Here is a 19,821-nt window from a genome sequence, read left to right on the forward strand (position 1 = left end):
CTCCGGGGTCGCGGGCCTCGGCCCGAGCAATGTGGTCCTCCCACCGTAAACGCAACGGGCAGGCCGAGGGTTCCAGCGGAACCCCCAACCTGCCCGTAGGGGAAGAACCAGGGCTGCCCCCGAGAGGCCCTCTCGGGCCCCGGCGGCCCCGCCAGGTCCGGGTCCGAGGGCCGAACCCCGGGTCGGCCCCGGTGCCCGGCCCTCATCCGGTCGGCCGTCAGGCGGTGACGACGTTCACCAGCTTCGGCGCCCGCACGATCACCTTCCGAATCCCCGCACCGCCCAGCGCCGCGACGACTGCCGCGTCGCCCAGGGCCAGCGACTCCAGCTCCGCGTCGGTGATGGACGGCGAGACCTCCAGGCGGGCCTTGACCTTGCCCTTGATCTGCACGACACAGGTGACCGTCTCGTCCACCACGTAGGCCGGGTCGGCCACCGGGAAGTCCTGGTGCACCACGGAGTCCGTGTGCCCCAGCCGGCGCCACAGTTCCTCCGCGATGTGCGGCGCCAGGGGCGCGACCAGCAGGACCAGCCGCTCCGCGACCGACCGCGCCACCGGGCCGCCCGCCTTCGTCAGGTGGTTGTTCAGCTCGGTGATCTTGGCGATGGCGGTGTTGAAGCGCATCGCGGCCATGTCCTGTCCGACGCCGTCGATGGCTTTGTGCAGTGCACGCAGCGTCGCCTCGTCCGGCTCGCCGTCCACGACCGTGACCTCGCCGGTCGCCTCGTCGACGACGTTGCGCCACAGACGCTGCAGCAGGCGGTACTGACCGACGACCGCGCGCGTGTCCCACGGCCGGGAGACGTCCAGCGGACCCATGGCCATCTCGTACAGACGCAGCGTGTCGGCACCGTACTCGGCGGCGATCTCGTCAGGAGTGACTGCGTTCTTCAGGGACTTGCCCATCTTGCCCAGCTCGCGCTTGACCGGCTCGCCGGCGAAGAAGAAGCTGCCGTCCCGCTCCTCGACCTCGGTGGCCGGGACGGGGAAGCCCCGGCTGTCCCGGTACACGTACGCCTGGATCATGCCCTGGTTGTACAGCTTGTGGAACGGCTCGACGGACGAGACGTGTCCCAGGTCGAACAGCACCTTGGACCAGAAGCGGGCGTACAGCAGGTGCAGCACGGCGTGCTCGGCACCGCCCACGTACAGGTCGACGCCGCCGTGCGGCTGCCCCTCGCGCGGGCCCATCCAGTACTGCTCGATGTTGGGGTCGACCAGCTTGTCCGGGTTGTGCGGGTCCAGGTAGCGCAGTTCGTACCAGCAGGAACCTGCCCAGTTCGGCATGGTGTTGGTCTCGCGCCGGTAGCGCTTGACGCCGTCGCCGCGGCCCAGGTCCAGCTCGACGTTCACCCACTCCTCGTTCCGCGACAGCGGGGTCTCGGGCTGGGTGTCGGCGTCGTCCGGGTCGAAGGTGCGCGGCGAGTAGTCGTCGACCTCGGGCAGCTCCAGGGGCAGCATCGAGTCGGGCAGCGCGTGAGCGACGCCGTCCTCGTCGTAGACGATCGGGAACGGCTCGCCCCAGTAGCGCTGCCGGCTGAACAGCCAGTCGCGCAGACGGAAGTTGATGGTCCCTTCACCGATGCCGCGGCCGGTCAGCCACTCGATGATCCTCGACTTGGCCTCGGCGACGCCCAGACCGTCCAGCGAGATCTCGTCGTTGGACGAGTTGATCGCCGGGCCCTGTCCGGTGAAGGCCTCGCCCTCCCAGCCCTCGGGCGGCTGGACGGTCCGGACGATGGGCAGGCCGAAGGCCTCGGCGAACTCCCAGTCGCGCTCGTCCTGGCCGGGGACGGCCATGATGGCGCCGGTGCCGTACCCCATCAGCACATAGTCGGCGACGAAGACCGGGACCCGGGCGCCGGTGACGGGGTTGACCGCGTACGAGCCGGTGAAGACGCCGGTCTTGTCCTTGTGCTCGGTCTGCCGTTCGACGTCGCTCTTGGTCTGCGCCTGCTTGCGGTACGCGGCGACCGCGTCGGCGGGGGTCGCGGCGCCGCCCGTCCAGGCTTCCCTGACGTCCTGCGGAATGTCCTGGGGCCACTCGGCGGGCAGGATCGAGTCGATCAGGCCGTGCTCGGGTGCCAGGACCATGTAGGTCGCGCCGAACAGCGTGTCGGGGCGGGTGGTGAACACCGTGACCGGCTCACCTTCGTGGCCGTCGACCGTGAAGTTGACACGCGCGCCCTCGCTGCGGCCGATCCAGTTGCGCTGCTGCAGTTTGATCGCCTCGGGCCAGTCCAGCGCGTCCAGGTCGTCCAGCAGCCGGTCGGCGTAGGCGGTGATGCGCATGTTCCACTGGCGCAGATTGGCCTTGAAGACCGGGAAGTTGCCGCGCTCGGAACGGCCGTCGGCAGTGACTTCCTCGTTGGCCAGCACGGTGCCCAGCCCGGGGCACCAGTTGACGGGGGCGTCGGAGGCGTACGCCAGGCGGTACTCACCCAGCACTTCGGCGCGCTCGACGGCGCTCAGCTCGCTCCAGGGGCGCCCGGACGCAGTGGCGCGCTCCCCACTCTCGAACTGCGCCACCAGGTCCGCGATCGGACGGGCCTTCTTCGCCTCGTCGTCGTACCAGGAGTTGAAGATCCGCAGGAAGATCCACTGGGTCCACTTGTAGTAGTCCGGGTCGATCGTCGCGAACGACCGCCGCTTGTCGTGGCCCAGACCCAGCCTGCGCAGCTGGACCTTCATGTTCTCGATGTTGGCCTCGGTGGAGACCCGCGGGTGCGTGCCGGTCTGGACGGCGTACTGCTCCGCGGGCAGGCCGAAGGCGTCGAAGCCCAGGGTGTGCAGGACGTTGTGGCCGGTCATGCGCTGATGGCGGGCGTAGACATCCGTCGCGATGTAGCCCAGCGGATGTCCGACGTGCAGGCCCGCACCGGAGGGGTACGGGAACATGTCCATGATGAACTTCTTGGGGCGGGCGACGGTGGCCGCGTCGCCGGCCAGGTCGCCGCTCGGACCGGGCGCCTCGTAGGTGCCGTCGGCGTCCCAGAAGTCCTGCCAGCGTGCCTCGATGTCGGCGGCCATGGCAGCCGTGTAGCGGTGCGGTGCGGCCACCTCTGCGGCAGCAGAATTCGTCTCGCTCATGATCCCTAAAGCTCCATCGATCGTCTCTGCCGGCGTTCCCCCGGAACGGGCTTTGCCCACAAACAAAAGGACCCCTCGCACAGGAGGGGACGCCGCGCCGATTCCGACCGGACGATTCACCGGTCGGGACTGATCAGCGCGGCCCGCTAAGCAGAAGGCGTACGGCACGCATGGCGTCAGGGTACCGCAGGGCCGCTCCGGGCCGCATCGAGCGTCCATGCGACAGGCGTGATCACGATTCGGCCACTTGTTTACGCGCCGTGCAGGCAACACACCCCGGAAAGTTACTCGGCGTATCGGGCCTATCCGGGGCAACCCCAGGGTCAGTTGCCGGTCAGGCTGACCACTAAAGGCAGAAAACTCGTACTGCTTGGTATGGCTCGACCTAGCATGCGAACACGGGACCGCTTTCCCGCACCATTCGGAGTCGCCCCCATGAACCCTCGTCGCAAGATCCGTTCGTCCCCCGGTCCGAATCCGGGCCTGAGCCGTCGCCAAGTGCAAGGCGGGCTGAGCATCGCCGCTCTCGTGTTCCTCCCCCTGCTCGCCGTCGGCGGCAGTGACGACTTCCGAGCAGCGCTCGATTTCACCAGCGGTGTCCTCTCGCTGCTCTCGCTCACGGCCTCGGTCGCCTGGGGCCTGATAGCCACCGACCGGCTGCTGTTGTCGATCCGGCACCGCCTGCTCGCCCAGGGCATCCACCGGGCCACTGCGACCGCTTCGCTCGGCTTCCTGCTCCTGCACGCCACGGTCAAGGTCTCGCTGGGCCACGTCGAACTGATCGGCGCACTCATCCCGTTCAGCCTCGGTCTCACCGGTACCTCCGCGCTCATCGGCCTCGGTTCGCTCGCCGGGTTGCTGATGGTGGTGGCCGCATCGACCGGTGCCGCTCGAAGCGCGCTCGCGGGCAACGTCCGGATCGCCGGGCGCTGGCGGGCGATGCACATGCTGGCCTACCCCGCGTGGTGCTTCGCACTCATGCACGGGCTCTACACGGGTCGACCCGCCGCCACATGGGTGACCACGATGTACTGCCTCGCTCTGGCCGGTGTCGCAGCGGCCGTCTCGCTCCGGCTGCTGCCGCGCCAGACGCAGCGCAGGCTCGCCGAGAACCTCATGGCCCTGATCGGGTCCGGCGGTGGCGGCCAGGCGGCCGAGACTCCCGAGCAGTCCAGGCGTGACATGTCGGTGACCCCGCTGCCGGGGACCTCCGGCAGTTCCTCGGCGACCGCCGAGTTCGAGCGCGAGTTCCCGCGCCGCCGTGCAGGGAGCGGCCCGGACGAACCCCTGGGCAGGCCGCTCGGAGCCCCCCTGGGGCAGCCGCTCGCCCCGCCGCGCGGAGAGCCCAGGCGCATACCCGCTCCCGCCCCGCCGCTGTACGAAGCGACTCCGTCCGCATCCTCCGAGCCGCTCACGGCAGCGGGGCCCTTCCCCGGAGCCGAGACGCTGTCCGGCGGGACGCTCCCGGGCGATGGTCCCGGGACGGGCATCTCGGCCGCCTACCGCGCCGTCTCCCTGGCCGGCGACACCCCGCGCACGGCGGACACCGCGACATCCGGATCCCTCGGCGACATCCCCGTCGCCCAGCGCATTCCCATGACCGAGGAGATCCCGGTGGTCGACGAATCCGGCCCCCGCTCCGATCTGTGGCCGGCGCCCTCCCCGCCGCCGCCCGCACAGGCGTTTCCGCCGCCGCCCGCAACGTCGCGGTACGAGACGGGCGCCGCTTCCCCGTACGAGACCGGCGCCACGCCCATGTACGAGACGGGCGTCGCTTCCCCGTACGAGACCGGCGCCACACCCGTGTACGAGACCGGCGCCACCTCCCTTTACGAAACGGGATCCGCATCTGTCTACGAGACCGGTGCCATGCCGGCGTACACAGCCTCGTACGACCCCTCGTCCGCGTACGACCCGGCCTCGGCTTCCGCCTACGGCGGCACCGGCGGCTATGAGGCCCCGACCAACCGCTCGTCCCTGGACGACACGCAACTCTCCCCCGGCCCCCTCTATCCACCCCAGGCCGGGGAACCCTGGAACGCACCCGCAGGAGAACGACCGTGAACGCCCCTCTCCCCGATGTCCCCGAAGTCCGCGTCGTCGGCCTCCCCCAGCTGACCCAGGGCTTCGACCTGGTCGAGCGCCTCGATCTCTCGATGCATCTGAAGGTGCACGGGCCGCTCGAGCCCATGACCGGGGAGCGGCTGGCCCAGCTCGCCGAGAACATATCCCTGCGGGGCCGAGGCGGTGCGGGCTTCCCGTTCCACCAGAAGCTGCGAGCCGTGGCCAAGGCGGCGATTCGGCGCGGGGTGCGGCCCGTCGTCGTGATCAACGCCAGCGAGGACGAGCCGGCGTGCCGCAAGGACACCGTGATGGTCAACCGGGCGCCCCACCTCATCCTTGACGGCGCGCTGCTCGCCGCGGAGGCGCTCGGCGCACGCACCCTGGTCGTCGCGGTGACCCGCAACTCCACCGAGGTCTCGATGCGCGCCGCCCTCGCCGAGCGGGGGCTGTCCGACCGGCGCGGTCAGCAGATGCGGGCGCGGGTGCAGCGCAACCCCGAGCGCATGGTCTCCGGTGAGGCGTCGGCGATCATCCGGGCGATCAACGGTGGTCCCGCACTGCCTCCCGGCCGGCGTGAGCGCGCTGCCGAGTCCGGCGTGGCGGGAGCGCCGACACTGCTGTCCAACGCGGAGACGTTCGCGCAGCTGGCGGTCGCGGCCCGGATCGGAGCCCGCCGCTACTGCAACTCGGGCCTGGAGAAGGAGCCGGGCACGGTGATGCTGACGGTCTCCGGCGCGGTCGCGCGCCCCATGGTGCTCGAGGTGCCGACGGGTGTGCCGATGCGGTACGTGCTCCAGCTGGCGGGCGCTCCGCCGGTCCCCCAGGGAGTGCTGACCGGCGGCTACCACGGCAACTGGATCGACGCCGCCGCCACGCACGACGCCGTGATCTCGCGGGAGTCGCTGGCGAATGTGGGCGGATCGCTCGGCGCGGGAGCGATCCTCCCGATCGGTCCGGAGACCTGCCCCCTCGGTGAGGCCCAGCGGGTGGCCAACTGGCTCGCGGCCGAGACGGCCGGCCAGTGCGGTCCCTGCAAGCTGGGGCTGCCCGCCGCGGCCGGCGGACTGTCTGACGTGATCAACGGCGGCGGACCGGCCGCCCTGGAGGCCCTCCGGGAGGTCACACAGGCGGTCAAGGGGCGGGGTGCGTGCAAGCACCCGGACGGCTCCGCGAAATTCTTCGCATCGACCCTGTCGGCGTTCACCGACGACCTGGCGGCGCACGTCCTGCACGGCGGCTGCGGCCGCGAGACGACCGGTGTGCTGCCGCTGCCCCTCGCCGGCTACGAGGACACGCAGGAGTCGATCCCGAGCGGCGAGAAGCTCGCCATCGACTGGACGCTCTGCCAGGGCCACGGCATCTGCGCGGAGATCGTGCCCGAGCTGATCCGCATGGGCGCCGACGGCTTCCCGTCGGTGGCGGAGGCGGCGGTGCCGCAGCACCTGCGTGGGCGGGCCGAGCGAACCGTGCGCCGTTGCCCGGCGCTCGCGATCCGTCTCGAGCAGGCGCCCGCCGAGCGAAGCCGTCCGGCACTGCCCCCGGGCGGGGACCGCAAGGCCCTTGGCAGCGGCCGGGGTTGACGGAGACACGAAAGAGGGCCATCCGGATCGGATGGCCCTCTTTCGTGTGCTCTTACCGAGCTGCTGTGGAGCTAAGGAGAATTGAACTCCTGACCTCTTGCATGCCATGCAAGCGCTCTACCAACTGAGCTATAGCCCCTTGCTGTGTGTCGCCCCGTTCGGGTTCCCCCCGCGGCGACAGAAGGAACATTACACGGTCCCCCCGGTGGTTCACCAAATCGTTTTCGGTCTGCACCGACTCGCCCCGTAGAGCCCGTTTCAGGTCAGGAGAGCGAGCGGATGTGCGGGCGGATCGACGGGCGGACATACAGGTGCATACAGGGCGGCGCTCAGTCCGTGAACGGACAGATACGTGGCGGCTGCTCAGGCCGTCGCGAACGAGTAGAAGCGTTTGAGAGTGCAGTGCTCGTCGAGCAGCCGACCGTAGATCGGCTCCCCTTCGAGTTCGCGGTACGTCTCGATGGGGTCGCCCTTTATGATCAGCGCCCGAGCGCACTCCTCGCACCAGTACTGGTACTCAGGGTTGACGGGGTCCATGTCGCGGACGATCGGCGTACCGCTGCCGCACCAGTCGCACTTCCGCCTGTGTGCACCCATCATTCAGCTCCAGCTGTGGCCGCAGGCCGTGCACACGTACGAGATACCTCCGTTGTCGCCGAGCACTTGGGCAACATGCGCCGAACCGCAGGAGGGACAGTTGAGGCGAACGTTTGCCTCCGCAGCGGCGAGCAGGTCATCACCCTCCTCGATGCTGCTTCCGGGCATCGCCTCTCCCTCCCGTCCGGGCCGTCGTCCCCCTCCGGCCGTCCCGATTCTGCCATGACGCCGCAAGAGGGTCAGTGCCGTCGGCGCACCGGACCGGCGGAAACGCAGAAATCCCGCCCCTGGTGGGGGACGGGATCCTGGTGTGAAACCTGTGGAGCTAAGGAGAATTGAACTCCTGACCTCTTGCATGCCATGCAAGCGCTCTACCAACTGAGCTATAGCCCCTTGTGTCCTTCGCGCTCCGCGCTGCGAACAAGAAGAACCTTAGCCTGTGACCAGCCGGAAAGTGAAATCCGGCCGGTCCGCGGCCGCCGGGCGCGGTCGGGAAGGGATCACCTGCCGCTCCTGCGATGCTCCGGAGGTCCGCAGCACAGGCGGGGCCGCCGGACGGATGCCCGTCGGCCTCTCGCTGCAGCGGTCGTCAGTCGTCGTCGCCGAGGACCGGCTCGGGAAGGGTGCCCGCATTGTGCTCGAGCAGCCGCCAGCCGCGGGCGCCTTCGCCGAGCACGGACCAGCAGCAGTTGGAGAGCCCGCCCAGGCCCTCCCAGTGGTGCGCCTCGAGGCCGAGCAGCCGGCCGATCGTGGTCCGGATCGTGCCGCCGTGGCTCACCACGACGAGCGTGCCGCCGACGGGCAGCTTCTCGGCATGGTCCAGCACGACGGGAGCGGCCCGGTCTGCGACCTCGGTCTCGAGTTCGCCCCCGCCACGACGCACGGGCTCGCCCCGCTTCCACGCGGCGTACTCCTCGCCGTACCGCTCGACGATCTCGTCGTGCGTGAGGCCCTGCCAGACGCCGGCATAGGTCTCACGCAGCGCGGAGTCGAAGGCGACCTCATGGCCGGTGATCGACGAGAGCTGGTGTGCCGTGACGACCGCCCGCTTCAGATCGGAGGCGATGATCGCGTCCGGCTTCAGCGAGGCGAGGAGGCGGGCGGCCCTGCGGGCCTGACCGAGGCCGTCCTCGGTCAGTTCTATGTCCGTCGAGCCCTGGAAGCGGCGCTCCAGATTCCAGGCGGTCTGGCCGTGCCGCCACAGGACGATGCGACGGTCCCTGCCCTTGCGCGTGTCAGTGCCGCTCAGCTCAGCTCACCGTCCGTCCCGATGCCGTCGCCGACGAGCCTTGCGTGCTCCTCGGCCTTGCCGCGGGTCTTGACGGCGTCCTCGGGGAGCGGGAGCTCGGGGCAGTCCTTCCACAGCCGCTCGAGCGCGTAGAAGACCCGCTCCTCGCTGTGCTGGACGTGCACGACGATGTCGACGTAGTCGAGGAGGATCCAGCGCGCGTCGCGGTCGCCCTCGCGGCGCACGGGCTTGGCGCCGAGCTCCTTGAGAAGCCGCTCCTCGATCTCGTCGACGATCGACTTGACCTGGCGGTCATTGGGGGCGGAGGCGAGCAGAAAAGCGTCGGTGATCGAGAGCACATCGCTGACGTCGTAAGCGATGATGTCGTGCGCGAGTCGGTCGGCGGCCGCCTGGGCGGCGGCGTTGACGAGCTCGAGGGAGCGGTCCGTAGCGGTCACAAGCAGGCTTTCGTCGGCGGTCAAGACCCCTCCAGGGTCTCACGGACCGCCGACAGCACACGCAGGCATTGATTCCCGGCGCCTCGGCACCGGGAACGGCGTGCGGAGCGGACCCTGTGGATCCCGCCCGGCGCGGACCGCGTGGACCCGGCCGTGGCATGCCGTGCCCGTGCTCAAGGGTCCGCACCCGCAGCGCCGGATCGACTGCGCGACGCACCGCCCGGCGCCCGCCACCGGGCGCCGCGGAGCAGGCGATCACCGCACCGGACTTCCTGCGCCGGCACCACGGACACCGCGTCCGAGGCACCGGCCCGGCACCGGCAGTCGCCACCCGGTCCGCGCGGTCGCTGCCCGGTCCCGCGGCGGAGCGGGGCACTACCTCTTGATCTTGTAATCGCTGCCGAGCAGGACCGTGACGTCGGCATTCGCCGCGGCCTTGCCCTTCTTGACCGCGCTGTCCGGCAGCCCCAGGGTCTTGGCGACCTCCACGGCCTTTGCCTTCTGAGCCGCGTCACCATAGATGACCTGCGAGGACGAGGCCGTATCGGCCTTGCCCGCGTCGACGAACGCGTAGCCGCCGTTGACCAGGACGATCCGGGCCGCTTCCGTGGCGTCGGCGTTACCGGAGGCGTTGCGCACGCCCACCCGCACCGCCGCGCCCTGCTCGGGAGCGCTGATCTTGCCGCCGAGGATGTCCTTGACGACACTGTCGCTCGCCGCCTGGCTGAGCGTTCCGTCCTGCTGGACGGGCAGCAGGGCGGTCTTGTAGTCACCGCCCTTGGCATGCTCCGAGAGCTTGGCGAGCGAGGCTCCCAGGTCCTTCTCGGGCAGCGAGGGGTCCAGGATCTGAGCCAGCGTCTCCACGGTCACCGTGGCGCCCTTGGGATCACTCGAGATCTTCCGCAGCACCCCGTACATCACCTGGCCGAAACGCTGGAGCTGCTCCGCCTCGGCCTCACCGGTGCCCCGGTGGGTGGCGTAGCCGACGGCCATCCGGCCGTTGAGGGTCTGGTTCTCGCCCTTCTTCACCAGCGGCGCCTCGCCCTTCTTGGCACCGGGTACGTCGGCGTTGGTGTTGATGTCGACACCGCCGACGAGCTCGACGAGGTTCTCCAGATAGGGGGTGTCGAGCCGCCAGGTGCCGGTGATCCTGGCTCCGAGCAGTGTGCCGATCGACTCACGGGTCCCGGTGGAGCCGTCCTCGTCGACGGACTTTCCGAGTGTGGTGGCGACGCCTTCGTCATTGGCGACGGACAGCGAGTTCGGGAGGAGGACGGTGGTGCCCTGCCCGGTGGTCTCGTTGTCGACGAGGAGAGCGGTGGAGGTACCGCTCTTCTTGGTGTTGTGCAGGTGCAGCACGATGATGTCGCGCTTCTGCGGCCCCGAGGCGGTGTTCTGGGTGCTGCCGGAGCTCGAGGTGCCGGGGAGTTTGCCGGTGTACCAGAGGTAGCCGACACCGCCCACGGCTGCGAGGGCCAGGACGACGACGAACGCGACCAGCCTGTTGCGGCCCCGGCGCTTGGCCTCCTCACGACGCTCGGAGCGGCTCTCGGTGAACTTGAGCCAGTCGATGACGTCCTCTGAGTCCTCGTCCGGCTCTTCGATGAACGAGAACTGCTCGGTCCGGTACTCGCGGTCGGTGCCGGTCCGCGGTCCGCCCTCGCGACGGTCCGGGGCCTCCGGGGCGGCGCGCCGCTGCCCCGGCACGGCGGCCCGCTCGGACTCGGTGCGCGGGGCGCCCGGAGCCTGAGTCGCCTCCTCGGGCGCGGTCTGCTGTGCGGGGATGCTCCATTGCCCGGTGGTGTCGACGGCGGCTTGCCGGCCCGTGTCGTAGCCGTAGCCGTCGTAGCCCTCGTAGCCGTAGCCCTGCGGTGCCTGAGGGGGCTGCTGGGCCTGCGGAGGCTGCTGGGGCTGGGGGCTCTGCTGCGGGTAGGAGCCGTAGCCCTGGGGCTCCTGCGGCTGGGCGTACGGGTCGTATCCGTATCCCTGCTGATGGGCCTGTTGCTGGAACTGCTGCTGCTGGAACTGCTGCTGCTGAACGTACGGATCGTGGTCGTTCGGCTGCTGGGAGTGCTGAGGCTGCTGGTAGACCGGCTGCCCGTACTCGTCGTAGCCGATGATCTGCGGCTGCTGCGAGTAGTACGGGTCGTACGGGTTCTGCTGGTCGTTCACCGGTGCCCCTCTCCGTGGCTCATTCGCCGCGGTACAACTGGCGCTTGTCGATGTAGCGCACCACACCGTCCGGCACCAGGTACCAGACGGGGTCTCCCTGCGCGACCCTCGCCCGGCAGTCGGTGGACGAGATGGCCAGGGCCGGCACCTCCACCAGGGAGACGCCGCCCTTGGGCAGTCCGTCGTCGGTCAGGTCATGGCCGGGCCGGGTGACACCGATGAAGTGGGCGAGCGAGAAGAGCTCCTCTGCATCCCGCCAGGTGAGGATCTGCGCGAGCGCGTCGGCCCCGGTGATGAAGAAGAGATCCGAGTCGCTGTTGAGAGCCCGGAGGTCCCGCAGCGTGTCGATCGTGTAGGTGGGACCACCGCGGTCGATGTCGATGCGGCTGACGGAGAACTGCGGGTTGGACGCCGTGGCGATGACCGTCATCAGATAGCGGTCCTCGGCCGGGGAGACCACCTTGTGGCTCTTCTGCCACGGCTGCCCGGTCGGCACGAACACCACCTCGTCGAGGTGGAACAGGGCGGCCACCTCACTGGCCGCCACCAGGTGTCCATGGTGGATCGGGTCGAATGTCCCGCCCATGACGCCGAGTCGGCGCTTGCCGCCCCTGGTAGGCAGTTCCTGCTGTCCCATACCCATGCGTGCAGAGCCTACTGGCACGGCCGTCCGGCCCGGTATCAGCGGTCGCGGTTGAAGCGGGTGGTGATCCACAGCAGCAGAAGCAGCGCACCGAATGCGCCGAAACCGGTGAGGTAGGGGCTGAGGCTTTCGTGGTTGCCACCGTGCTCGGCGCCCTCGGCGAGAGTGACCAGGTTGGCGGCGGTGCTGGCGAGACTCATCTTCTGCAGGACCTTCTCGATCGGAGTCGGAGGGAGACTTCGCGCACATCGTATGCGGGAGGTGCGGGCACGCTCACGCCGACTCAGTCGTTGTCGCTTTCGTCGCCGCTGTCCGCGGCGGTCGCGGTGCGCGCCACGCCGGGCGCGGCGGCAGCACCGGCACAGTTGTCCACAGGCCCCACGACGCCGCAACCCCAGCGCCTAGTCTGGGGTCTGTCAGGGGGACGGGTCAGAACTCGTAGAAACAGGGGGCTTCCGATGGCCGACAGCAGTTCCGAGAAGGTACCGAGCAGGGAGCGAACGCGCTTCCCGGGCATCTCCTCGCGGGCGTACGAACACCCCGCGGACCGCTCCGCGCTGGTCGCCCTGCGCAAGCTCACCGGCTTCGACACCGTCTTCAAGGCGCTGAGCGGGCTGCTGCCCGAGCGAAGTCTGCGGCTGCTCTTCCTCTCCGATTCCGTGCGGGTGAGCGATGCCCAGTTCGCCCACCTCAACGCCATGCTGCGAGACGCCTGTTACATCCTGGACCTGGAGAAGGTCCCGCCGATGTACGTCACGCAGGACCCGAAGCCCAATGCCATGTGCATCGGCCTCGACGAGCCGATCATCGTCGTGACCACCGGACTGGTGGAGCTGCTCGACGAGGAGGAGATGCGGGCGGTCGTCGGACACGAGGTGGGGCACGCCCTCTCGGGCCACTCGGTCTACCGCACGATTCTTCTCTTCCTCACCAATCTGGCGCTCAAGGTCGCCTGGATCCCCCTCGGCAACGTCGCGATCATGGCGATCGTGACCGCACTGCGCGAGTGGTTCCGGAAGTCGGAACTCTCGGCCGACAGGGCGGGGCTGCTGGTGGGCCAGGATCTGCAGGCGTCGATGCGCGGACTGATGAAGATTGCCGGTGGCAACCATCTGCACGAGATGAACGTGGACGCGTTCCTGGAGCAGGCCGAGGAGTACGAGGCCGGGGGCGACCTCCGTGACTCCGTGCTGAAGATCCTGAATGTACTTCCGCGCACGCACCCCTTCACCACGGTGCGGGCGGCCGAGCTGAAGAAGTGGGCCGAGAGCCGCGACTACCAGCGGATCATGGACGGTCACTACCCCCGCCGCACGGAGGACAAGGACACCTCGGTCACGGACTCCTTCCGCGAGTCGGCCTCGCACTACGCCGAGTCCGTGCGGACCAGCAAGGATCCGTTGATGAAGCTGGTCGGCGACATAGCCGGAGGCGCGGGCGACCTGGGCGGCCGGCTGCGCGACAAGTTCACGGGCGCCACCGGTACGGGTGGCTCCGGAGGCAACGGCAGCCGACCGTCCGAAGGCGGCGGGAAGGACGCCGGAGCTCAGGGCCCGGGCTGAGCCGGGGACGGCTGAGCGCTGGGCGCGAGAACACCGCAGAGAGCGGCGGCGGCCCGCCCCGTCTCGTACGGGTCGGTGCCGGCCGGGCCGTCGTCGGCCGCCCGCCGGCCGGCCAGCAGCGGCTGGAGGGCGCCGGATGCATCGGCCGAGCAGGCCATGGGCCCGGCCTGCAGTGAGCTGACGACCAGCTCGGCGCGGTGGGTGCGCAGATCGTCGCGGTCGAAGCGGAAGTGCAGCTCACGACGGACGGTGAACAGGGAGGCGTCGTCGGCGCTCTGCCCGTCGGCCGAGGCGGCGGCCCCCGCACCGGTCTGCTGTCCCGATCCGGCTGCTGTCGCTGGTCGCAGCGCATAGGCGAAGGTGTGGTCCGAGATCACTTCGAGGGCGTCGGGGCCGGCGTCAATGACGCGGAGTGTGCCCTGGACCCGCACCTCCGGGTCGGCGAGGGCCACTCGCGCCGGGTCGAAGCGCACCAGCCAGCCCGTCGCCGCGTGCTGCCCGTCGTCCGCGGAGTCGCTCATGGACCGGTTGAACTGTTCCAGCTGGTCCGGATCGAGCAGCACCCGCACCGGCCGTACCGTGGCGCCGCTGAGTACGTCGGGATCGAGCGAGGACTCCACGAGGTAGTCCTTGGCGATGGTCAGCGCGGTCATGACCTGGCCCTCGGAGAAATTTCTGGTCCGGTGGGCGGCCGGGAGAGTGATTCCGGCGGCCCCGATCCGGAATTCGGCGGCTGGGCTGCGTGCGTACAGCCCGGCTGGATCCCCACCGGGCACGGGGTCCTTGGGGGCGAGGGGGATCAGGGTGGTCCGCAGCGGCTCGGCCGGCCGGGCCGAGGGCTGATACGGGTGGCGGACGCCCATGTAGATCGCGGTGCCGAAGGCGAGGGCGATCAGCAGGACCAGCAGGAACGGCTTGGACCCGGCCCTGGCCCGCCAGCCCGGACGGCTCCGGACGGCCGGGGCGTGGTCGCCCATCCGCTCCTGGGCGGAGAACTCCTGGAGGCGGGCAGCACGGATGAACGATTCGTCAAAGACGACGGACCGGTATTCGTCCTCACCTCCGCCGGGGAGCCCCTCGGGTGTCCCCTCAGGTGGGTCTCCACGCCCTGCCATATCTTCAGAGTAGGTCTGTGGCAGCAGACGTAAACGCGGGGCCGGGCGACAAGTTCTGACAAGCGCTCACGCTTTCCCTCAAGGGGTGCGGGGCGCCGCGGAGGCAGGGGGTGCGGAGTACTCCGCGGAGGCGGAAGGACTGGCCACCCGGTCCGGGGCGGCGGTCTCGGCGGGGCCGTCGACGCCGGTGGTGGCCGGTGGAGGGACACGGTCCTGGCGGTTGGCCGCGGCGCCCCGGTAGACGGCTGTGAAGGCGAGAGCGACCATCCCGATGCCCATCAGGAGGGCAAGTATCCAGGCGACGGGACGGTGCCAGCGGGCAGCTCCGCGGTAGGGGCGCAAAGTGCCGCCGTGCGGGCCGTAGGGGTCCAGGTCCCGTGCGGCGCGGTCGACCGGGTCGTACGCGTCGTGGTGCCCGTGCCCGAAAGCGCTGCCCGGGCCGTAGCCGTCGTCGTAGAGCTCGTCGTCCGCGGGGCCCGCTCCTGCCCGGGCGCGGGCCGCCTCGGCCTCGGCGCGCGCCTGCGCGGCGGCCAGCAGGCGTTCCACGGCGCTCGGCTCATGGATCTCGGCGGCCCGTACGAAGTCCTCGTCGAACACCACGGAGGCGAAGTCCTGGTCCGCGCCTCCGCGGTCGTCGTCAGGCTCCCAGCCGTCCGGGAACGGCCTGCCCCCCACGTCGTCCGGCACGTCTTCAGGGTAGACCTGGGCGGGGGTTTTGGGCAGGGAGTACGGGCAACTGCCCGCACTCCTCGGTCACCGGGTGTGACCGTCGCCGGTGACGATGTACTTCGTCGAGGTCAGCTCGGGCAGGCCCATCGGGCCACGGGCGTGCAGCTTCTGCGTGGAGATGCCGATCTCCGCGCCGAAACCGAACTGACCACCGTCGGTGAAACGGGTGGACGCGTTCACGGCGACGGTCGTGGAGTCGACCAACTGGGTGAATCTCCGGGCCGCCGCCTGGGAGGTGGTGACGATGGCCTCGGTGTGGCCGGAGGACCAGAGGCGGATGTGTTCGACGGCCTTGTCGAGGGAGTCGACGACGGCGGCGGCAATGTCGTAGGAGAGGTACTCGGTCTCCCAGTCCTCGGCCGTCGCCTCGACCACCACGGCCTGGGTGCCCTCGGCGAGGGCCAGGATCCTGTCGTCGGCATGGACGGTCACACCGGCCTCGGCGAGGGCGTCCAGGGCCCTGGGCAGGAAGGCGGCGGCGATGTCCTGGTGGACGAGGAGGGTCTCGGCGGCGTTGCAGACGCTGGGTCGCTGGGCCTTCGAGTTGATCAGAATGTCGATGGCCATGTCGAGGTCAGCCTGGGCATCGACGTAGACATGGCAGTTGCCGGTGCCGGTCTCGATGACCGGGACGGTGGACTCCTCGACGACGGTCCGGATGAGTGAGGCACCACCGCGCGGGATGAGGACGTCGACCAGGCCGCGGGCGCGCATCAGCTCGCGGACCGAGTCGCGGCTCTCGCCGGGGACGAGCTGCACGGCGTCCGCGGGGAGCCCCGCGCCTCCCACGGCGTCGCGCAGGACGGTCACCAGGGCGGTGTTGGACGAGTACGCCGAGGAGGATCCACGGAGCAGAACGGCGTTCCCGGACTTCAGGCAGAGCGCGGCGGCGTCCACGGTGACGTTCGGGCGGGCCTCGTAGATGATGCCGACGACGCCCAGGGGCACGCGGACCTGACGCAGGTCGATGCCGTTGGGCAGGGTCGAGCCACGGACGACCTCGCCGACGGGGTCGGGCAGCGCGGCGACGTCGCGGACATCGGCGGCGATGGCGCGGACCCGCTCCGGCGTGAGGGTGAGCCGGTCGATGACGGACTCGCTGGTGCCGGCCTCGCGGGCCCGGGCCACGTCCTCGGCGTTTGCCTTGACGATCTCCGCCGTGCGGACCTCCAGGGCGTCCGCGATCGCCAGCAGGGCGTCGTCCTTCACCGAGCGCGGAAGTGGCGCGATCTCGGCGGCGGCGGCGCGGGACCGGTAGGCGGCGCGGGTGACCGGGGTGAGGTTGTCGTACGGCGAGAGCGAGGTCATGCCCGCAGGGTAATGCCCGGTCTGCGCGCATCCCGCACGTATTCCGCACTGCGAGACGGGCCGGGCCCCGGCGCGAGACCCGGAACGGCTCGCCCGGAGGGTCCGTTGCGCTCTCCGAGCGCAGGCGCAGGCCTCAGAACGGGTGAACGCCGACGGGCGCGGCCGGCGGCGGACCGTAGCCCTCCGCGATGCGCTGGTGGTAGGTCTCGCGGTCGATGACCTCGAGACCGACGATCTCCCACGGCGGCAGCTTGGCGCTGGAGCGGTGCTCACCCCACAGGCGCAGGGCGACCGCGGCGGCGTCGTGCAGGTCCCTGGCCTCTTCCCAGTAGCGGATCTCGGCGTGGTCGTTCGCATACCGGCTGGTCAGCAGGAACGGGTGGTCGTGGGCGAGCTGTTCCAGCCCGCGCCTGACCTCCTTCAGCGGGGCCTCCGCGCCGGAGACGCACAGGGTGATGTGCCAGAGTCTGGAGACCACGCGGTCCCTGCCGTAGGAGTCGGCGTCCACGTCCGGCCTGTGCGCGTCCGACGTTCCGGACACACCGGTCCGGCCGTCGCCGCCTTCCTCGTCGAAGTCGTCCTCGACGTGGGCGCCCGCGTCCACGCTGGTGAGGGCGCGTTGGTCCCCCACGGCCCTGCGGGTGCGGGTAGTGCCCCCTGTCCCTCGGGGCGCCGCCCCTGGGCGCGCTCGTCTCACCGGCGGCCTCCTGTTGATGCGTTGTGGTGCCGAACCCCGCCTTGTCCCCGTGACAAAGTCCCCCCCACAAAGTTGACCAGTCCCGGACGGGACGTGGGGCGGTTTTGGTGAAGGTCCTTGCCGGAGGGCGGGAGTTTCAGCCGTTTCAGGGGTGGGGTCAGGGATGCAGGACGACGAGGTCGTCCCTGTGTACGACCTCTCGCTCATAGGCGGGGCCGAGCTCCTTGGCCAGCTCCCGGGTGGAGCGGCCGAGCAGCAGGGGGATCTCCTTTGCGTCGAAGTTGACGAGTCCGCGCGCGACGGGCCGGCCCTCGGAGTCGCGCAGTTCGACCGGGTCACCTGCGCTGAACTCGCCCTCCACGGCGGCGATTCCGGCGGGCAGCAGCGACTTCCGCCCCTCGACGACGGCGTGCACGGCGCCGTCGTCGAGCGTGAGCGATCCCTGCGGTGTCGAGGCGTGTGCCAGCCACAGCAGCCGGTCGGCGGAGCGTCGGCCCGTGCGTCGGAAATAGGTGCCGGTGTCCCGTCCGGCGAGGGCGTCGGCGGCCCTGCTGGCGGAGGTGAGGACGACGGGAACTCCCGCGGCCGCGGCGATCCGGGCCGCTTCCACCTTGGTGACCATCCCGCCCGTGCCGACACCGGCCTTGCCCGCCGAGCCGATCGAAACGCCCTCCAGGTCGGCGGGACCGCTGACCTCCGCGATCCGGGAGGTGCCGGGCCTGCTCGGGTCCCCGTCGTAGAGGCCGTCCACGTCGGAGAGGAGGACCAGCAGATCGGCCCGCACCAGATGGGCGACGAGGGCGGCGAGCCGGTCGTTGTCGCCGAAGCGGATCTCGTCCGTGGCGACGGTGTCGTTCTCGTTGACGACGGGAACCGCGCCCATGGCGAGAAGCTGGTCGAGGGTGCGGTACGCATTGCGGTAGTGGGCGCGGCGGCTGGTGTCGTCGGAGGTGAGAAGCACCTGGCCGACCCTGATGCCGTAGCGGGCGAAGGAGGCGGTGTAGCGGGCGACGAGAAGCCCCTGGCCGACGCTGGCGGCGGCCTGCTGACGGGCCAGGTCCTTGGGTCTGCGGGCAAGTCCGAGCGGTGCGAGCCCGGCGGCGATGGCGCCGCTGGAGACCAGCACTATCTCCTTCTCGCCACCGCTGCGGACCTTGGCGAGTACGTCGACGAGGGCGTCCACGCGGTCCGCGTCGAGACCTCCGGCGGCCGTGGTGAGCGAGGACGAGCCCACCTTGACGACGATCCTGCGGGCCTGCGTCACGTACGACCTTGCCACTGTCTGCCTTGCACCTGTCACATGGGCGAATCTATGTCAGGCCATGTCCTCCGTGCTCGGTCATTTCAACCGCTGGACATGGTTCCGGCCGCCCGGAGCACCCTGCGCGCGACCCGCCTCGGGAACGGCACACGCGGCTCGATCCACCGCCCGCCGATCCGCTCCGTCACGGTCACCTCGTACGCCGAGACGGGAACGCCGGCCTCCGGGTCGTCGAAGTGCGGATACGCGAGGTAGGTCCGCCCGCGGCGGCGCACGAGCTCCGGCTCGCCCCCGGCGCTGGCGAAGTCGAGCACGCTGCGCAGCAGATCGGGGCGGCCGAGCCAGGCGCAGATGAGCCGCAGCCGCTCCTCCGCCTTGAGCCTGCGCGCCACTCCGGGAGTCCAGTACGCGGCCATCAGCGGGGCCACCAGGTCCATCTTGTGCTTCAGACACTTCTCCGGCTGGCGCAGGACGATCGGGCCGAACTGCGGCAGCAGGGTGACTCTGAACGGCCTGACCATCAGCAGGTCGCGGCGTCTGCCCGGCCGCACATGCGCGGCGATCAGCCGCATCAGGGCGCCCGCCGACTCGAAGCGGGGTTCGTAGCCGACGGTTTTCGTCAGGTGTTTGCCGTCCTCCCGGCCCACGAGGTAGTAGCAGGTGCGGTCGGCGACGACCGACACCCCCGCTCCCCGCAGATACGCCTCCATGGTGAACAGCGCGTCCTCGCCGGTGCGCAGGGACTCGTCGAACCTCATGCCGTGCCGTACGAGCAGTGCGCGCCGGAAGAGTTTCTGCGCGCTCAGCGTGAATCTGACGTTGGAGGTGTAGATGTCGGCCCGTTCCACGGTGCGCGCGAACATCGACTGGGCGACGTTGCGGTTGACGCCGGCGACCTTGCCGAGGACGACGTCCGTGCCGGCCCGGTCGCCCATGGCGACCATCAGCTCCAGCGCTTCCTCGCCCAGGAAGTCGTCGGCATCGAGGAAGAAGACATAGCGGCCGCGGGCCATGGCGAGACCGGTGTTGCGGGGGCCGCCGGCTCCGCCGGAGTTGGGCTGGTGCACCACGCGCATGGGGATCCGGGTCCGGGCCGCGAAGTCCTCCAGGTGTTTCGCCGTCCCGTCCGTCGAGCCGTCGTCGACGGCGATGATCTCGATCCGCCCGGGCACCAGTGTCTGGGCCGCGACCGAATCGAGGCACTTCACGAGATAGGGCATCGCCTCGTAGGCGCCGATGATCACGCTGACGTCGGGGCAGGGCGGTGTCCCGGCGAGGCTGTCCGACATTCGCATATCGTGCGCATCGGATCTGTC

The 19,821-nt window shown here is 70.2% G+C and carries 17 protein-coding genes and 2 tRNA genes; 3 read left to right on the forward strand and 16 right to left on the reverse strand.

The window, feature by feature from the left end; all coding sequences use genetic code 11:
- Positions 1-217: 217 nt before the first annotated feature.
- Positions 218-3,091: a leucine--tRNA ligase gene (gene leuS, locus AC068D_RS06580; protein WP_478821838.1), complete on the reverse strand. Its 2,874-nt coding sequence runs from the start codon at positions 3,089-3,091 to the stop codon at positions 218-220.
- Positions 3,092-3,526: 435 nt separating this feature from the next.
- On the opposite strand from leuS, the gene AC068D_RS06585 reads away from it, so the two are divergent.
- A complete protein-coding gene (locus AC068D_RS06585; protein ID WP_478821839.1) occupies positions 3,527-5,155 on the forward strand; it encodes a hypothetical protein in 1,629 nt (542 codons plus the stop codon).
- On the forward strand, positions 5,152-6,735 hold the full coding sequence (locus AC068D_RS06590; RefSeq protein WP_478821840.1) for an NADH-ubiquinone oxidoreductase-F iron-sulfur binding region domain-containing protein: 1,584 nt from the start codon (positions 5,152-5,154) through the stop codon (positions 6,733-6,735). Before AC068D_RS06585 ends, AC068D_RS06590 begins: the two co-directional genes overlap by 4 nt.
- Before the next feature lie 66 nt (positions 6,736-6,801).
- On the opposite strand, the gene AC068D_RS06595 is transcribed toward AC068D_RS06590, so the two are convergent.
- The 9 genes from AC068D_RS06595 to AC068D_RS06635 form a co-directional block, all read right to left on the reverse strand.
- A tRNA-Ala gene (locus AC068D_RS06595) sits at positions 6,802-6,874 on the reverse strand.
- A gap of 224 nt (positions 6,875-7,098) precedes the next feature.
- Positions 7,099-7,332, reverse strand: coding sequence for a hypothetical protein (locus AC068D_RS06600; RefSeq protein WP_026277450.1), 234 nt, complete (start codon positions 7,330-7,332; stop codon positions 7,099-7,101).
- 3 nt (positions 7,333-7,335) lie between these two features.
- A complete protein-coding gene (locus tag AC068D_RS06605) occupies positions 7,336-7,500 on the reverse strand; it encodes a hypothetical protein (RefSeq protein ID WP_478821841.1) in 165 nt (54 codons plus the stop codon).
- Positions 7,501-7,652: 152 nt separating this feature from the next.
- Positions 7,653-7,725, reverse strand: a tRNA-Ala gene (locus tag AC068D_RS06610).
- Positions 7,726-7,921: 196 nt separating this feature from the next.
- Positions 7,922-8,581: a histidine phosphatase family protein gene (locus AC068D_RS06615; protein ID WP_478822030.1), complete on the reverse strand. Its 660-nt coding sequence runs from the start codon at positions 8,579-8,581 to the stop codon at positions 7,922-7,924.
- Positions 8,578-9,018 (reverse strand): ribosome silencing factor, encoded by a 441-nt coding sequence (gene rsfS / locus AC068D_RS06620; RefSeq protein WP_478822031.1) that lies wholly within the window; start codon positions 9,016-9,018, stop codon positions 8,578-8,580. The genes AC068D_RS06615 and rsfS overlap by 4 nt, the downstream gene beginning before the upstream one ends.
- Before the next feature lie 375 nt (positions 9,019-9,393).
- Positions 9,394-11,190 carry an LCP family protein gene (locus tag AC068D_RS06625; protein ID WP_478821842.1) on the reverse strand — a complete coding sequence of 599 codons (1,797 nt, stop codon included), beginning with the start codon at positions 11,188-11,190 and terminating at the stop codon, positions 9,394-9,396.
- A 19-nt stretch (positions 11,191-11,209) separates the two neighbouring features.
- Positions 11,210-11,827 (reverse strand): nicotinate-nucleotide adenylyltransferase, encoded by a 618-nt coding sequence (gene nadD, locus AC068D_RS06630; protein ID WP_478822032.1) that lies wholly within the window; start codon positions 11,825-11,827, stop codon positions 11,210-11,212.
- A 44-nt stretch (positions 11,828-11,871) separates the two neighbouring features.
- Entirely contained in the window at positions 11,872-12,033 is a 162-nt protein-coding gene (locus tag AC068D_RS06635) for a hypothetical protein (RefSeq protein WP_385570934.1), read from the reverse strand.
- Positions 12,034-12,291: 258 nt separating this feature from the next.
- Here AC068D_RS06635 and AC068D_RS06640 point away from each other — a divergent pair, with 258 nt between their 5' ends.
- On the forward strand, positions 12,292-13,395 hold the full coding sequence (locus AC068D_RS06640; protein WP_478821843.1) for a M48 family metallopeptidase: 1,104 nt from the start codon (positions 12,292-12,294) through the stop codon (positions 13,393-13,395).
- Here the strand turns inward: AC068D_RS06640 and AC068D_RS06645 are convergent.
- From AC068D_RS06645 to AC068D_RS06670, 6 genes are all read right to left on the reverse strand, one after another.
- Entirely contained in the window at positions 13,380-14,510 is a 1,131-nt protein-coding gene (locus AC068D_RS06645) for an SCO2583 family membrane protein (RefSeq protein ID WP_478821844.1), read from the reverse strand. The genes AC068D_RS06640 and AC068D_RS06645 overlap by 16 nt on opposite strands.
- A gap of 78 nt (positions 14,511-14,588) precedes the next feature.
- On the reverse strand, positions 14,589-15,197 hold the full coding sequence (locus tag AC068D_RS06650; protein ID WP_478821845.1) for an SCO2584 family spore wall biosynthesis protein: 609 nt from the start codon (positions 15,195-15,197) through the stop codon (positions 14,589-14,591).
- Between the two features lie 66 nt (positions 15,198-15,263).
- A complete protein-coding gene (locus tag AC068D_RS06655) occupies positions 15,264-16,547 on the reverse strand; it encodes a glutamate-5-semialdehyde dehydrogenase (protein ID WP_478821846.1) in 1,284 nt (427 codons plus the stop codon).
- Positions 16,548-16,680: 133 nt separating this feature from the next.
- Positions 16,681-17,244 (reverse strand): hypothetical protein, encoded by a 564-nt coding sequence (locus tag AC068D_RS06660; RefSeq protein WP_478821847.1) that lies wholly within the window; start codon positions 17,242-17,244, stop codon positions 16,681-16,683.
- 157 nt (positions 17,245-17,401) lie between these two features.
- Positions 17,402-18,508 (reverse strand): glutamate 5-kinase, encoded by a 1,107-nt coding sequence (gene proB, locus AC068D_RS06665; protein WP_478822033.1) that lies wholly within the window; start codon positions 18,506-18,508, stop codon positions 17,402-17,404.
- 80 nt (positions 18,509-18,588) lie between these two features.
- Positions 18,589-19,800, reverse strand: coding sequence for a glycosyltransferase family 2 protein (locus AC068D_RS06670; protein WP_478821848.1), 1,212 nt, complete (start codon positions 19,798-19,800; stop codon positions 18,589-18,591).
- Between the last annotated feature and the right edge of the window lie 21 nt (positions 19,801-19,821).

The organism is Streptomyces sp. NPDC043861, from assembly GCF_056435905.1.

What these genes read in the sequence shown, in the direction of transcription:
- AC068D_RS06600 (WP_026277450.1), bottom strand. Translation starts at nt 7,332, where the DNA reads ATGGGTGCACACAGGCGGAAGTGCGACTGGTGCGGCAGCGGTACGCCG.
- nadD (WP_478822032.1), bottom strand. Translation starts at nt 11,827, where the DNA reads ATGGGACAGCAGGAACTGCCTACCAGGGGCGGCAAGCGCCGACTCGGC.
- AC068D_RS06655 (WP_478821846.1), bottom strand. Translation starts at nt 16,547, where the DNA reads ATGACCTCGCTCTCGCCGTACGACAACCTCACCCCGGTCACCCGCGCC.
- AC068D_RS06605 (WP_478821841.1), bottom strand. Translation starts at nt 7,500, where the DNA reads ATGCCCGGAAGCAGCATCGAGGAGGGTGATGACCTGCTCGCCGCTGCG.
- AC068D_RS06585 (WP_478821839.1), top strand. Translation starts at nt 3,527, where the DNA reads ATGAACCCTCGTCGCAAGATCCGTTCGTCCCCCGGTCCGAATCCGGGC.
- leuS (WP_478821838.1), bottom strand. Translation starts at nt 3,091, where the DNA reads ATGAGCGAGACGAATTCTGCTGCCGCAGAGGTGGCCGCACCGCACCGC.
- AC068D_RS06670 (WP_478821848.1), bottom strand. Translation starts at nt 19,800, where the DNA reads ATGCGAATGTCGGACAGCCTCGCCGGGACACCGCCCTGCCCCGACGTC.
- AC068D_RS06645 (WP_478821844.1), bottom strand. Translation starts at nt 14,510, where the DNA reads ATGGCAGGGCGTGGAGACCCACCTGAGGGGACACCCGAGGGGCTCCCC.
- AC068D_RS06635 (WP_385570934.1), bottom strand. Translation starts at nt 12,033, where the DNA reads ATGAGTCTCGCCAGCACCGCCGCCAACCTGGTCACTCTCGCCGAGGGC.
- AC068D_RS06640 (WP_478821843.1), top strand. Translation starts at nt 12,292, where the DNA reads ATGGCCGACAGCAGTTCCGAGAAGGTACCGAGCAGGGAGCGAACGCGC.